The sequence below is a fragment of the Mesorhizobium sp. M4A.F.Ca.ET.020.02.1.1 genome (assembly GCF_004022645.1).
GTDB lineage: Bacteria > Pseudomonadota > Alphaproteobacteria > Rhizobiales > Rhizobiaceae > Mesorhizobium.
Genome location: NZ_RZOI01000082.1, coordinates 1 through 13,952 on the forward strand (window position 1 = coordinate 1; position 13,952 = coordinate 13,952).

16 protein-coding genes are annotated in these 13,952 nt (G+C 64.4%); 7 read left to right on the top strand and 9 right to left on the bottom strand.

Translation table 11 applies throughout. The annotated features are described in order from the left end of the window. On the bottom strand, positions 1-569 hold a 569-nt coding region (locus tag EN742_RS08465), incomplete at its 3' end, for a LysR family transcriptional regulator (RefSeq protein ID WP_128332665.1). A 121-nt stretch (positions 570-690) separates the two neighbouring features. On the opposite strand from EN742_RS08465, the gene EN742_RS08470 reads away from it, so the two are divergent. Further along, entirely contained in the window at positions 691-1,395 is a 705-nt protein-coding gene (locus EN742_RS08470) for an SDR family oxidoreductase (RefSeq protein ID WP_127405740.1), read from the top strand. Between the two features lie 73 nt (positions 1,396-1,468). Here EN742_RS08470 and EN742_RS08475 read toward each other — a convergent pair whose 3' ends face one another. From EN742_RS08475 to EN742_RS08510, 8 genes are all read right to left on the bottom strand, one after another. Next, on the bottom strand, positions 1,469-2,362 hold the full coding sequence (locus EN742_RS08475; protein ID WP_127400367.1) for a carbohydrate ABC transporter permease: 894 nt from the start codon (positions 2,360-2,362) through the stop codon (positions 1,469-1,471). Position 2,363: 1 nt separating this feature from the next. Next, on the bottom strand, positions 2,364-3,302 hold the full coding sequence (locus EN742_RS08480; RefSeq protein WP_126055290.1) for a sugar ABC transporter permease: 939 nt from the start codon (positions 3,300-3,302) through the stop codon (positions 2,364-2,366). A 109-nt stretch (positions 3,303-3,411) separates the two neighbouring features. Continuing rightward, on the bottom strand, positions 3,412-4,737 hold the full coding sequence (locus tag EN742_RS08485; RefSeq protein WP_126055289.1) for an ABC transporter substrate-binding protein: 1,326 nt from the start codon (positions 4,735-4,737) through the stop codon (positions 3,412-3,414). A 38-nt stretch (positions 4,738-4,775) separates the two neighbouring features. Next, a complete protein-coding gene (ugpC, locus tag EN742_RS08490; protein WP_127422197.1) occupies positions 4,776-5,858 on the bottom strand; it encodes a sn-glycerol-3-phosphate ABC transporter ATP-binding protein UgpC in 1,083 nt (360 codons plus the stop codon). 430 nt (positions 5,859-6,288) lie between these two features. Continuing rightward, entirely contained in the window at positions 6,289-6,900 is a 612-nt protein-coding gene (locus EN742_RS08495; RefSeq protein ID WP_128332666.1) for a DUF922 domain-containing protein, read from the bottom strand. Positions 6,901-6,977: 77 nt separating this feature from the next. Beyond that, positions 6,978-8,510, bottom strand: a complete 1,533-nt coding sequence (locus tag EN742_RS08500; protein ID WP_128332667.1) for a winged helix-turn-helix domain-containing protein — start codon at positions 8,508-8,510, stop codon at positions 6,978-6,980. Between the two features lie 64 nt (positions 8,511-8,574). Next, positions 8,575-8,781, bottom strand: coding sequence for a hypothetical protein (locus EN742_RS08505; protein ID WP_126055285.1), 207 nt, complete (start codon positions 8,779-8,781; stop codon positions 8,575-8,577). 190 nt (positions 8,782-8,971) lie between these two features. Next, positions 8,972-9,178, bottom strand: a complete 207-nt coding sequence (locus EN742_RS08510) for a hypothetical protein (protein WP_126055284.1) — start codon at positions 9,176-9,178, stop codon at positions 8,972-8,974. On the opposite strand from EN742_RS08510, the gene EN742_RS38000 reads away from it, so the two are divergent. From EN742_RS38000 to EN742_RS08540, 6 genes are all read left to right on the top strand, one after another. Then, positions 9,162-9,365, top strand: a complete 204-nt coding sequence (locus tag EN742_RS38000) for a hypothetical protein (protein WP_127407628.1) — start codon at positions 9,162-9,164, stop codon at positions 9,363-9,365. The two genes, EN742_RS08510 and EN742_RS38000, sit on opposite strands and share 17 nt — an antisense overlap. 69 nt (positions 9,366-9,434) lie before the next feature. Beyond that, the gene (locus EN742_RS08520; RefSeq protein ID WP_127407629.1) at positions 9,435-10,880 is read left to right on the top strand and encodes a LuxR C-terminal-related transcriptional regulator; all 1,446 of its coding nucleotides are present in this window, start codon (positions 9,435-9,437) and stop codon (positions 10,878-10,880) included. 133 nt (positions 10,881-11,013) lie between these two features. Then, positions 11,014-11,397 (top strand): DUF559 domain-containing protein, encoded by a 384-nt coding sequence (locus EN742_RS08525; protein ID WP_128332668.1) that lies wholly within the window; start codon positions 11,014-11,016, stop codon positions 11,395-11,397. Between the two features lie 124 nt (positions 11,398-11,521). Next, a complete protein-coding gene (locus EN742_RS08530) occupies positions 11,522-12,622 on the top strand; it encodes an NAD(P)/FAD-dependent oxidoreductase (protein WP_128332669.1) in 1,101 nt (366 codons plus the stop codon). A gap of 203 nt (positions 12,623-12,825) precedes the next feature. Then, positions 12,826-13,035 carry a hypothetical protein gene (locus EN742_RS39220; RefSeq protein ID WP_245482460.1) on the top strand — a complete coding sequence of 70 codons (210 nt, stop codon included), beginning with the start codon at positions 12,826-12,828 and terminating at the stop codon, positions 13,033-13,035. A 105-nt stretch (positions 13,036-13,140) separates the two neighbouring features. Further along, positions 13,141-13,770, top strand: a complete 630-nt coding sequence (locus EN742_RS08540; protein WP_128332670.1) for a glutathione S-transferase family protein — start codon at positions 13,141-13,143, stop codon at positions 13,768-13,770. Positions 13,771-13,952 lie beyond the last annotated feature (182 nt).

The window sequence follows — 13,952 nt, forward strand, 5'->3', positions numbered from 1 at the left end:
TGCTGGATGTCCGCCGTAGCGATTTCGCCGGCGCCGGGCGGCAGCAGGGCGGGGCTGCAGACGGCGATGACCAACTGCGGGAACAGGAGGTCGACGACGAGGCCGGGACCGAAGGGCGCACGGCCCTGCCGGACCGCGATGTCAACGCCGTCGGCCTGGAAGCTCGACAGGCTTTCGGTGGCAAGGATGCGCAGGTCGACCAGCGGGTTGTGCGCGACGAAGTCCGGCAGCTTCGGGATCAGCCATTTGGTGGCGAAGCTGGGCGTCACGCTGATCGTCAGCCGCGCCGGTTCCGGCCGCAGCAGCGCGGTCGCCTCCGAGATCAGCTCGAAGGCGCGCCGGATGCTGGGCACATAGGCGCGGCCCTCGTCGGTCAGCGCCAGGCCGCGCGGCAGCCGCTCGAACAGCTTCGCGCCGAGGCTGGCCTCAAGACCCCGGATGTGCTGCGCCACCGCGCCCTGCGTCACGTTGAGCTCATGCGCGGCGAGCCGAAAGTTGAGATGCCGCGCCGACGCCTCGAAGGCGCGCAGCGCATTGAGCGGCGGCAAGCGCAGGAAGGCTTCGGGCATCGTGCAGTTTTTCTACAGTCCGATTTCAGGCTTTCTGGTTCGAACCAGCGGCGAAAGTCGAATATAACACGTTGTGATCAATGGTGGTACGGGCCGAAAACCAATCCGGAAGGAAGACGCAATGAGTGTAGAAAAAGTAGCGGTCGTCGTTGCCGGCGGCAGCGGCATGGGCGCGGCGGCGGCAAAGCGCCTGGCCGCCGACGGCTTCAAGGTCGCGATCCTGTCGTCCTCCGGCAAGGGCGAGGCGCTCGCCAAGGAACTCGGTGGCCTTGGCGTCACCGGCTCCAACCAGTCGAACGAGGATCTGCAGCGTCTTGCCGACCTGGCGCTCGAACGCTTCGGCCGCATCGACGTGCTGGTCAACAGCGGCGGCCACGGACCGCGCGCGCCGATCCTCGAGATCACCGACGAACAATGGCACACCGGGCTCGACGTCTACCTGATGAACGTCATCCGGCCGGTGCGCATCGTGGCGCCCCACATGGTCAGGCAGAAGGCCGGCGCCATCATCAACATCTCAACGGCGTGGGTGGTCGAGCCGAGCCCGATGTTTCCGACCTCGGCGGTGTTCCGGGCCGGCCTTGCCGCCTACACCAAGATCTTCGCCAACACCTACGCCGCCGACAATGTGCGCATGAACAACGTGCTGCCCGGCTGGATCGACAGCCTGCCCGCCACCGAGGAGCGCCGTGACAGCGTGCCGATGCAGCGCTACGGCACCAGCGAAGAGATCGCCGCGACCATCGCCTTCCTCGCCTCCGACGGCGCCGGCTACATCACCGGCCAGAACATCCGCGTCGACGGCGGCATCATCGCCGCGATCTGACGCCCATCGACCCGCGGGGGGATGCGCCCGGCCTGCCGTTGCGCATTGGCGGCAAGCCGCTCGCGGCAGGCCGTCATTCCTTCACCGCGCCGGTCATCGAGGAAACGTAGTGCTCGACAAAGAACGAGTAGAGCACCACGACCGGCAGCGAGCCGATCAGCGCGCCCGCCATCAGCGCCCCCCATTCGTAGACGTCGGAGCGCACAAGTTCGGTCAGCACGCCGACCGGCACGGTCTTGTTCTCCGACGACTGGATGAACGTCAAGGCGTAGATGAACTCGTTCCAGGACAGGGTGAATGCGAATATGCCGGCGGAAATCAGGCCCGGCACCGACAGCGGCAGCACGATCTTGGTGAGGATCTGCAGCCGGGTCGCTCCGTCTATGAGCGCGCATTCCTCCAACTCGAAGGGGATGGAGCGGAAATAGCCCATCAGCAGCCAGGTGCAGAACGGGATCAGGAACGTCGGGTAGGTGAGGATCAGCGCGAACGGCGTGTCGTAGAGCCCGAGGTTGAACACCATCACCGACAGCGGAATGAACAGGATCGAGGGCGGCACCAAATAGGCGAGGAAGACGGCGAGACCGACCTGCCGCGCTCCCGAAAACCTCAGCCGTTCGATCGCATAGGCTGCCAGCACCGCCGCCAGCAGCGACAGGAACGTGGCGGCGGTGGAGATGATGACGGTGTTGAGCAGCCAACCGGGATAGGACGTCTCGAAGAGAAGATAGCGGATGTGCTGCAACGTTGGATGCACGACCCAGAACGGATTGAAGTTGGCGTAGTCGGTCATCTCGACATTGGGCTTAACCGCCGTGATCGTCATCCAGTAGAACGGAAACAGCAGCACGATGATGAACACCAGCAATGGCAGATAGACCGTCACCACGCGGCGCGGCAGGCTTTGCAGGTAGCCCATGCCGCCTTCATCGGTTTCCGGACGTCTCGGTCTCTTGATCGCGGCCATTTCAGTCTCCGCCGCCTTGCTGCCACTTGCGGCGTTGCAGGCCGAAATAGCTGAACAGAATCGCCGCCAGCAGGAAGGGGATCATGGCGACCGCGATAGCGGCGCCCTCGCCAAGCTGGCCACCTGAAATGCCGCGCTGGAAGGACAGTGTCGCCATCAGGTGGGTGGCGTTGACCGGTCCGCCGCGGGTCAACACATAGATCAGCTGGAAATCGGTGAAGGTGAACAGCACCGAAAAGGTCATGGTGATGGCGATGATCGGCGTCAACAGCGGCAGCGTCACATGGCGGAACAATTGCCAGCGGCTGGCGCCGTCGAGCGTGGCGGCCTCGTAAAGCGATTGGGGAATCGTCTGCAGGCCGGCAAGCAGGGTGATGGCGACGAAAGGAATGCCGCGCCAGACATTGGCCGCGATGACCGAGGCGCGCGCGTTTGTCGGGTCGCCGAGGAAATTGATGCGATGGTCGATCAGGCCCATCTGCTGCAGCGCCCAGGACAGGATCGAGAACTGCGAATCGTAGATCCACCAGAAGGCGATCGCCGACAGCACCGTCGGCACCACCCAGGGCAGCAGCACCACGGCGCGGAAGAACGATTTGAAGGGAAGGTTCTCGTTGAGGATGAGCGCCAGCCAGAGGCCGAGCATGAACTTCAGGATCGAGGCGCTGATCGTGTAGAGCAGGGTGTTGAAGACGGAGAGCCAGAAGACGCCGTCGCTCCAAAGGTATTGATAGTTCTCGATACCGATGAAGATGCCGGGGCGGCCGATGCGGGCATCGGTGAAGCCGAGCCAGACGCCGAGCCCGAGCGGATAGGTCAGAAACACCAGGAGCAGCGCCGCCGCCGGCAGCATGAAGCCGAAGCCAAGCGCGTTGCGGCTTTCGCTCAGGCGCGACAGGATCGAAGAACGCTGCTCGACGGCAACGGACGGCACGGCCATGCGGTGGCTCCTCATCAGATGTGGTTGCGTGGCGGCCAAGGCGGCCGCCGCGCGGTTGCGCACCCCTCAGCGGGCAGCGCGCGGTCGCGGCTGCCCGGCCGGGCGGTGATCAAACCCGATAGTAGCGGTTGGCGCGCTTCTCCGCCTCTTCCATCGCCTCCTTTGGCGTCGCCTGGCCGGTCACTGCCTTGGCGAACATGTCGACCAGCACATAGTCGGCCATGGTCGCGGCCGAGGCGTAGCCGAGCGGCCCGGCAAAGCCGTTGGGGCGCAGCGTCGCTGAGGCCTTCGCGTAGGCGGCGTTGTTCGGGTCGGCCTTCCACACCGGATTGTTGTCGAAAGCCTTGAGCGTCTGGCAGCAATAGGCCGACGAGGAGGTGATCCAGTCCGCCATCTGCGGATCCTCGAACATGAACTGCAGATAGGCCTTGGCTGCGTTGGGGTAGGGCGTGTAGTCGAAGATGACGGCGCTGGTCACCTGGAACAGCTCGACGGATTTTCCGACCGGACCGATCGGCAGGTTGGTGGTGCGCATGTCCTTGGCGATTTCGTCCAGTTTCGGATCCTTGTCCTTGTTGACCTTGGCCGTGTTGTAGACGGAAATGCCATTGGCGATGACGCTCACTTCGCCGGCCAGGAAGGCACGGTTGTTGTTGACGTCGAGCCAGCTCTCGGTGCCCGGAATGAAGGTCTTGTAGAGCTGCTGCGCGTATTCGATCGCCTTCAACGTCTCGGGGCTGTTGATCGCCACCTTGCCGCTCTCGTCGACCATCTGGCCGCCATGGCTCCAGAGCAGCCAGTGCGCATAGTTGTTGCCGTCGCCGACGCCGTGGCCGTGCGTGAAGCCGGCAGGATGTCCCTTCGCCTGCAAGGCCTTGCAGAGCTCGAGGAAGCCCGCCGTGTCCTTGGGAAATTCCGCGAATCCGGCCTCCTTCACCCAGCTTTCGCGGTAGACGATGGCATTGCCGATGGTGGCGAGCGGCAGGCCGAGGAATTTGCCTTCCCGGGTCGCGTACTGCTTCGGTCCGTCGTACCAGCCGCCATATTTCGAGCCCAGATACTCACCCAGCTCGGTCACGTCATGCAGCTTGTCGGGGTATTGATGCGGGTCGTCGAACCAGACGAACATCAGGTCGGGACCGGAACCGACATTGGCGGCGACCGCCGCCTTGGGACGGATGTCTTCCCAGCTTTCCTTGTCGACGCGAACCTCGACGCCTGTCGCCTCGGTGAACCGCTTGGTGTTGGCCAGCCACTGGTCCTCATCGCCCTGCACGAAGGGCGACCAGCGCAGCAGCCTGAGCTTCGCGCCGTCCTCCGGCTTGTATTTCAGGCCTTCCTGGGCCAGGGCGGGAGAGCCGACGAACCGGCTCCCCAAGGCTCCCGCCGCCACGCCGGCGGTCGTGCGGATCACGTCACGTCTGGTGAATTTCATGGTGGTCTCCTCCTGTCGGTTTCCTCGCTCAGTCGTTCTTACGGCCTGGTGCGCATCTCGAACCGCTTTCCGGTTTCGCCGTGAAAGAGATGGATGAGGCCGGGCTCGGCCGAGAGCCGGACGGTTTCACCTGGCGTAAAGGAATGGCGCTCCCGGAAGTTCGCGACGATCTCCTCGCCGCCTTCTGTCCGGCCGATGAGCTGCACCTCCGAGCCGGTCGGCTCGACCACCGCGACAGTGACCGGAATCCCCGCGTCGGACAGCCTGAGGTGCTCGGGCCGTATTCCCAGCACCACGGGTTCGCCATTGCTGATCGACGGCGTCGCCGCCAAAGGCACGGAAATCTCGCCTGCGCCGCGAAAGGATGGCGAGCCATCGGTCGCAATCCCGCCCTTGAGCAGGTTCATGGCGGGCGAGCCGATGAAGGAGGCGACGAAGAGATTGTTTGGCCGGTCGTAGAGTTCCAGCGGTGGCCCGATCTGCTCGACGAGGCCGTCATGCATGACGACGATCTTGTCGGCCATGGTCATCGCCTCGATCTGGTCGTGTGTGACATAGACCGTCGTGGTCTTCAGCCGCTGGTGCAACTCCTTGATCTCGGCACGCATCTGCACCCGGAGCTTGGCGTCGAGGTTTGACAGCGGTTCGTCGAACAGGAAGACCGCCGGATTGCGCACGATCGCCCGGCCCATGGCGACGCGCTGGCGCTGGCCGCCTGAAAGCTGGCGCGGATAGCGCGACAGCAAGGGCACCAGCCCGAGGATCTCGGCCGCGCGCCGGACGCCGGCTTCGCTTTCTGCCTTCGAGACACCTTTGAGCATCAGCGAGAACGCCATGTTCTCGGCAACCGTCATATGCGGGTAGAGCGCGTAGTTCTGGAACACCATGGCAACGTCGCGCTCCTTTGGCGCGACGTTGTTGACGACACGCTCGCCGATCGCGATCTGCCCGCGCGAGATCTTTTCCAGGCCGGCGATCATCCTGAGAAGGGTGGATTTTCCGCAGCCGGATGGCCCCACCAGGGTGACGAATTCACCGTCCTCTATGTCCACGCTGACGCCGTGAAGGATCTCGACGCTTCCGAATGACTTGTAGACATCGGCAATCGCGACAGACGCCATCGAAATCCTCCCGGCTGGGTCCTGCGACGTCCGCAAGACTCCATTTTCTTTCTGACATGGCCTTGAAGCGGATCCCGTCAAAACGGCGGGAACCTCAATCCACCACACCAGCCGGCGACAGCTACCAAGGCTCCCCCCTTGGTCACGCGACTGGGCAAACGGTAGCGCTACCAACCCTGCGTGTAAAGCGGCGGTGAGAAGCCAGATCTGCCTAATCGCTCAGGCTCAATGAACGTCGATAGGCCTTGGACGGAAGTCCACGCATGCTGTGCTATTCCAGCGTGTATCGATCTACTGGTAAGCTCGCTGGGGTTTTATAAGCCAATGCTTGAATGGCACCGCACTCCTTCGAATCACGGATCTGCCGATTTTCTCGCCGGGGTGGAGATCGATCATCGCAAATGTTCGGATGACCTTGGCTGAGCTGGGCTCATTCCCCATTCACAAACGCCAGCACCAGCCTCTGCAAATTCCCGCCCGGTCCGAATTCGACGCGGTCGAAATCGCGGCTGGCCTGACGCTGCGCTTGTGAAAGTTCGGCAAGCCGTGCGGTGAGCTCGGCCCTGATCTTCTTGCAGCCGGGGTCGCCGGCGATCGTGAAGCCCACGCTCAGCGCCTCGATCTTTTGCACCATGTCGACGATCTGGGCGCCATGCACCTTCTCATGCGCGGCGAGGCCGGCGGCGAAACTGTCCCAGCGCTTTTGCAGCCCCGCCGTCATCGGCGTGGCTGGCTTCGGCAGCGTGTAGGTGAGGGTGAGCTTCGGCCGCGCCGACTTCAGCACGCAGGCGCCGCCCTCAGGCCGGTAGTCGCGCTGCCAGGTCAGCTTGAAATTGGTATGCGCGATGACGCGCCGTTCGTTGCCTGCACTGTCCTTGCCGATCACCGGGCCTTTCTCGCCGATCGAGGCATAGAGCTCCGGTGCGGTCTGTCCGGAGACGGCATAGGTCTCGACCTTTTCGACCGGCTTCCAGTCGCCGGCCCGCGCCGATGCGGACGGCAGCATGGCCGCGAGCAAAAGCAAGAGGATGGCTGGTTTCATGCGCCCCCGCGGATTGGCAATGGAGCCCGAGTCGGCGGGCGATCGCCGGCCATCATGCCCGCTGCGCGGCGGACTGGCTATGCCGGCGTGTTGTCCCAGCCGGCGCGCTCGAGACCGGTTCGCAACCGGTCACAGTTCTCGGCGCACTCTATGCGCAGGTCTGCAAGGATATCCGCCACGGTCAGGCCCGAATCCAGCGCGCGGCCTTCCCTAACGCAAGCCTTGGCTTTCTCGGTGTCGCCGTCGAGCGCGTGGCACGCCGCCAGTCGCGCCCATTGCCGCACGCCCTTGAGCGGCAGGCAGGAGAAGGAAGCCGCGGCCTCACGGTAGCGGCCGGCGATGAACAAGGCTACGCCGCGGTCGAAATAATACCAGCTCGGATGCATCGGGTTGAGCTGGATGGCCTGGTCGAGCAGCGCCAGCCCGGCTTCGCCATCGCCTCGCAGCGCCCTGAAGTAGCCGGTCTGGGCGAGCGTGTCGGCATCGTAGGGATTGAGGTCGAGCGCGCGGGCGAAGTGCTTTTCGGCGGCTTCGTATTCGTCGCAGCCCCGCCAGAGCAGCGTCAGTGCCAGGATCCTGTGGCATCGCCCTTCGTCGGGACTGACCGCGATTGCGTGCAGCGCCCGGTCGCGCGCCTGATCGAGCACGGCACGCGGCGCGGCGGAACAGCCTCCTATGATCATGTCGGCAAGCGCCAGATAGGCATGCGCAAGGCCTGATTCCGGATCGCGTTCCAGCGCCTTGAGGAAATGCTCGCGTGCCTCCTCGTTCACTCCATCGCCATAGCTGCGCAGCAGAGCCATGCCGCGCAGCAGATGGAGGTAGGCCTCGACATTGGCGGTGGATGCGGGCTGGCCACGCCGCATGACCGCGCTTTCGACGTTGGTGACCAGCGCCGTCGCGATCCGCTGAGCGACCGTTTTCTGGAAGGCGAAGATATCGCCTTTGACGAACGTGAAGCCTTGCGACCAGACGCGACGGCCGGATGCCGTCTCGGTCAGCACGACGCGCGCGCTGTAGCCGCCTCCAGCGGATTCCACGACCCCTTCCGCTATGTAGTCGGCGCCGAGCCGTACGGCGGTCGCGTTGATATCCTCCGTCCAATGCTCGGCGAGCGCGAAGGCCGAGTGGCGTGCCATCACCGCTATGGTCTTGAAGTGGGACAGCGCGTTGGTGATCTCCTCGACCGCGCCGTCGAACAGCACCTTGCCGGGCGCGTCGCACGTCTCAACGTGGAACGGCAGGATGGCGACCATCGGTTCGGCCGCCCGTCGCGGCTGAACCGGCACTTGTGCCCGCGGATCTGCGGCCTGCATTTCGGCGGCCTGGAACAGATAGCCGCGTCGGGGGACGGTACGGATCAGCGCCTGCGCCTCGTCACCGATCGACTTGCGCGCGTCGCGAATGCACTGGGTGAGCGAATCCTCGGTGACCATGGTGTCCGGCCAGACCGCCCGCAACAATTCGTCCTTGCTCAGCACCCTGCCGGAATTGCATATCAGGAACGCGAGAAGCTCAAAGGTTTTCGGCCGGACCGGCACGATCTCGCCGTCACGCCTGAGCGTGCCCAGGTCAAGATCGAGAACCGCGCTGCCGATCTGTTGCGACAAGCCCTTGCCCCATCGTCGCGCACCTTCGCGCGGCGATTATCGGAGCGGCAGAATGCCCGCAAGGTCAAGTCCGAAAGAAGCCGCCCGGAAAAATGAAGTGCGGAAGGATTGGGCGAATCCGGAGCCATAGGCTCGGCCGCCCGCCGGACCGGGGTGCCGGATCGCACGGCGACTGCCGCTCGAAATAGGCCAGCATCTCATTGGCTTCGCCGCAGATGAACCCGGCAACGCCCATCGACAGGATGCGCTGCGTTTCCTCCTGCGCCAGCATCGAGGGCCAAAGCGCTCCTTCAGCTTTCTCACGCATGATCGATCTCCAGGATCAGTGGTTTCCCAGTCGCTCCGAGGCCTGTATTGCTTCAGCATTGCCGCAACGCGCGCTCGCCGTCCTGAACGGCTGCTGATATTTTGCTGAAATCGGCTCTCGGCGCCGCGGCCCGGCGACCCCGGCCTTTTCGTTGCTATTCGCTCGCCAGCGCGTCGAAGTGGGGACAGCGCGGCCGGGCGCCGACGGGGACGATCTCATATCCGGCCGCGATCAATTCCAGCTTCATCTCCTCGAAATGCCGCTTCGAGCCGCTGGCGATCGCATCCGGCGCGTAGTCCCAGCCATTGCGGGCGGCATTGGCCAGTATGTCGGCATAGAGGCGCATGCTGGCGATTTTCACGTCCGATTCCAGCATCTGCCTGCAGCCGCTGGCCAATGACGGCGACGGGGAAGAAAAGCCCAGGATCGCGCACGCCAGTCCTATGGAAACGCTCCGCATGGAAACCTCCCGTGATTGCAGCCTCTCGCTGCAAGGGAGCTTGCACCCGGTGCGCCTGCGAGGGGATCGGCCAGATGCGGTGTTTTAGGTCCTGCATTTGTAGTATTTTGCCACGGCAGGCGTTGATAGTGCGCACGTCCGCGGGCAGGGAATCGGCATGAACCACAACGCGACAGCGGCCACCTCTTCAGCGTCTTCGCCGGCGCTGTCCGAGCGCGAGCGCGCCGTGGCGGAGAAATTCGCGGCTGGCCTGACCTATCGCCAGATCGGCGAGGCGCTGTTCATCGCGCCATCGACCGTGCGCACCCATCTCGCCGCGATCTACGAGAAGCTCGGCGTGCGCAACAAAGTGGCGCTTGCCGCGCACCTCAATGGCATTGCCAGCTTGCCGCCGGACAAGCCGTCGGCCTTGCCCGGCGCTTCGCCGGTGCTGGCGATATTCCCGATCGAATGCCTGAGCGATGAAGAGCGCTGGCGCCGCTTCGCCAACGGCCTGTCGTCGGACATCACCGTCGACCTTGCGCGCTACGCGGGCCTTCCGGTCATCGCCTTCCACACCATGAAGGCGCTGGGCAGCAAGCCGGCCGACTTCGCCGCTGACGGCAAGGCGCTGGGCGCCGCCTACATCGTGTCGGGCCAGCTACGCGCCGACGACCGGCGGGTGCGGCTGACGATGGAGCTTGCCGACGCGGGAAGCGGCCTCAGCCTGTGGAGTGAGCGCTACGACCGTCCGGTCGAGGACATCTTCGCGCTGCAGGACAGTCTGACCGAAAGCGTCATCAATGTGCTCGCCGGCTGTTTCGGGACGATCGCCACGATCGGGCGCAACGCGGTTCGCCGCAAGCCGCCGGCCAGCCTGCGCGCCTATGATCTCTATCTGCTTGGCGTCGAGCAGCACAACACCTTCAGCCGCGCCGGCAACGCGGAAGCGATCCGGCTGTTTTCACGCGCGCTGGAACTCGACCCGACGCTGGTCAGGGCCTGGACCGAGCTCGCCTACGCCTATTCGATCGAAGCCGGCAACTGCTTTGGCCGCGATCCGCGGGCATCGATCGAGAAATGGCGCGCGGCGGTCGAAAATGCGATCCGGCTCGATCCCTTCGACAGCAGCGCCTGCAACTGCTTCGGCGATCTCATGGGATGCCTCGGCGACCTCGATGCCGCGGAGCGCGCCTACAAAAGAGCCTACGAATGTGGCCCCAACCATGCAGACACGCTGGCGCTGCTTGCCGGCAGCAAGGCGCTGGTCGCAGGCGATCCGGCCGAGGCGATCCCGCTCATCGAGCGCGCCATGCGTCTCAACCCGCTCGCCCCGCCCTGGTATTTCGGCATGCAGGGCCGCGTCCTGTTCTGCGCCGGCAGGCACCGGGAAGCCATCGCGGCCTTGCGCCGAAGCACGCCGGACTCGCCCAATGTGCTGATGTTCCTGGCGCTTTCCCATGCGGCGTCGGGCGAGAGCGCCGAGGCCGCCGGATTCGTGGCGCGGCTCGCGGCCGAGTTCCCCGACTTTTCCGTCGAGGGTTTCATCTCGGGCTATCCCGTGACCAACCCGGAGGCCGTTAGGGCCATCCGGGATGCGGCGAAGCTGGCGGGGCTGGGCTGAGGGGGAGAAAGGCCGGGCAGTGAGGAGGTCAGGGGTTGAGGCGCCTATCTCCCCCCTTGTGGGGGAGAGAGCGATTTCAACATCTTAGCGAAGCTAAGTGTTAGAAATCGCAAGAGAGCGGATTTTCACACACATGCGCCAACAGGTTCCGCCACAGCGCCGTGTCTTTGCAAGAGCCATGCGTGCCGATGCGACGAAGGCCGAGAACATCCTGTGGCAGGTGCTGCGCAACAGGCAGCTCGAGGGTCTGAAGTTCAAGCGGCAGGTGCCACTTGACGGCTACATTCTCGACTTCGTCTGCTTCGAGGCGCGGCTGATCGTCGAGGTCGACGGCGGCCAGCATTCAGAGTCGGAACGGGATGCCGGGCGCGACCGGCATTTTGCGATGAAAGGCTTCAGGACCCTGCGCTTCTGGAACGACGAAGTGGTGCGAAACATCGACGGCGTTTGCCTGACAATCCTGGCCGAAGTCCGCAAAGGGAGCTCCCAAGCAAATCCCCTCTCTTGCGATTTCTGACACTTAGCTTCGCTAAGATGTTGAAATCGCTTTCTCCCCCACAAGGGGGGAGATGGGCACCCCCACTTGTCCCGCCCACACCTCCCGGCATAGCCTGCCATGACCTGGGAGGGGAGGAAACCGCTTGGATACCAATGTCGTGATTGTCGGCGCCGGGCCGGCCGGCCTTGCCGTCGGCGCTTGCCTGCGCCGGGCCGGGGTGGATTTCATCATGCTCGAAAAGGCCGATCAGGTGGCGCCGGCCTGGCGGCGGCACTATCGGCGGCTGCATCTGCATACGGTGAAGTCGTTCTCCTCGCTGCCCTTCGTGCCGTTTCCGAGCGACCATCCGCGCTACGTGCCGCGCGAGAAGGTCGTGGCCTATCTCGATGCCTATGCCGAACGTTTCGAGCTCAGGCCGCGCTTCGGCGTGACGGTCGACACCATCCGCCGCGACAAGGACGGTTTCCGGGTCGAGATCGGATCCGACGCGCTGACGGCGCGCCATGTCGTGGTCGCCAGCGGCAACAATGCCGAGCCCATCGTTCCCAGCTTTCCCGACATCGAGACCTTCAAGGGCAAGGTGCTGCACAGCGCCGACTATACCGAGGCCGCGCCCTTCATCGACAGGAAGGTGCTGGTCGTCGGCATGGGCAACACCGGCGCCGAGATCGCGCTCGACCTTGCCGAGAGCGGCGCCGACCCGACGCTGTCGGTGCGCAAGGGCGTCCACATCGTGCCGCGCCAGTTGTTCGGCGTGCCGATCCAGATGGTCGGTATCGCCAGCCGGCCGATGCCGCAGGGCCTCAACGACCGGATGTTCCCGATCATCCTCGACCTGGCGCTGGGCAAGCTCGAGAAATACGGCCTTGTCCGGCCGAAGGAGGGCATCTTGAAGCAGATCGACGCCGGCCGCATCCCGGTCATCGATGTCGGCACGGTGGCGGCGATCAAGGCCGGCAGGATCAAGGTCGCGCCCGACATCAAGCGCTTCGGCGAGCGCGGCGCCACCTTTGTCGACGGCCGGCAGGAAGACTTCGACGCCGTCATCCTCGCCACCGGCTACCGCCCCGCCTACGACAAGTTCCTGCCGGCGGAGCTCAGGCCGCAGAAGAGCGGCGTCGACGCCCGCGCCTCGGAGCTCGGCCTCTACCTCGTCGGCTTCCACAACCCGGTCACCGGCCTGCTGCGCGAGATCGGCCTGGAAGCGATGGCTGTGGCTGCCGATATCGAGAAGCGGGGGTGAGGGCGGCTTCCGACGAGGAGGGACATACGACATTCATGCCGACCAGAGGTTGGGACATGCTGCGACAGATGCAGGAGCTCTTTGAGTTCTTCGGTCCGCACGTCCGCGACACCGAGACTCTCGATCGCCTTCGCACGATGGTCAAAGATCGCGGGGCCTGACTGAAAGCACATCACCTTTTCGATCATATCCGGCACAAGACCTTGCGGGCCGAAAAGGCGAACGATGTGCCGGCTTTGGCCCAGTATATGTTCGAAGAGGTCTGCGCAAAGGCGCTCTTTAACCTGACGCACAGCAATGCTCCCTTCGACGCAGACTCCCCATATTGGATTGTGCCGAATGCACTGGCCCTCGCTCGCGTGCTGGGGCTCGATTCGATGGTCGTCGTTCGGATCGTTACACCCGCTGATTGACATCGCCGGCGGCTGTTTAGAGCCGCTTCGGGGCCTAGCATAAATCGGGTGGACCATACCCCTGCGCTATGCGAAGCCGGTCCCGATTGGACGAAAGGGCCCACCATGCTCACGCTCTACGATTATCTGCCGTCGCAGAATGGCTGGAAGGTGAGGGTCCTGCTCGGCTTGCTCGGCATCGCCTACGAAACCCGCGTCGTCTCGATTTTCGAGGGCGAGAGCCACACGGAGGCTTTCCTTAAGCTCAACCCGGCCGGCGCCGTGCCGGTGCTCGCCGTTGAGAATGGGCAGGCGATCGCCGAGTCCAACGCGATCCTCGTCTGCGTCGCGGAGGGCACATCCTATCTGCCGGCAGACCGGCTTCTCCGCGCCAAGGTGATGCAATGGCTGTTCTTCGAGCAGTATTATGTCGAGCCGGTGATTGGCTCGCTGCGCTACTGGGTCCTGACCGGGCGGCTCGAGCGCAATCAGGCGATGGTTTCGGGCAAGCGCGAAGCCGGCGCCCGTACGCTGGCGGCGCTGGAGCGCAGCCTCGCCGACGGGGCGTTCCTTGTCGGTGACACTCTCACCATTGCCGACATCGCCGTCTATGCCTACAGCCACCGCGCCGAGGATTGCGGCTTTAAGCTCGCGGACTATCCGTCCGTGACGGCGTGGATCGGCCGGGTGCGGGACGCGATCGGTCCCGACTATCCCGTCCATCCTTACAGCATCGATCCACATTCCGGCGCCTGACGCCCGCTCGCCGAGGACCGCGTTTCGAATCCGCGCCAAACCCGGCTCTGCCATTGCTTATCCGATTTCGCGCCCCAGATTCCGTCACCAGGGCCGGGCCCTTCGGTGCCGGACCGGCGCGGAGGCAACCATGACACGCGACGACATCATTTCAGTGCTGGGCCCGGTGGACGAGGCCGTCC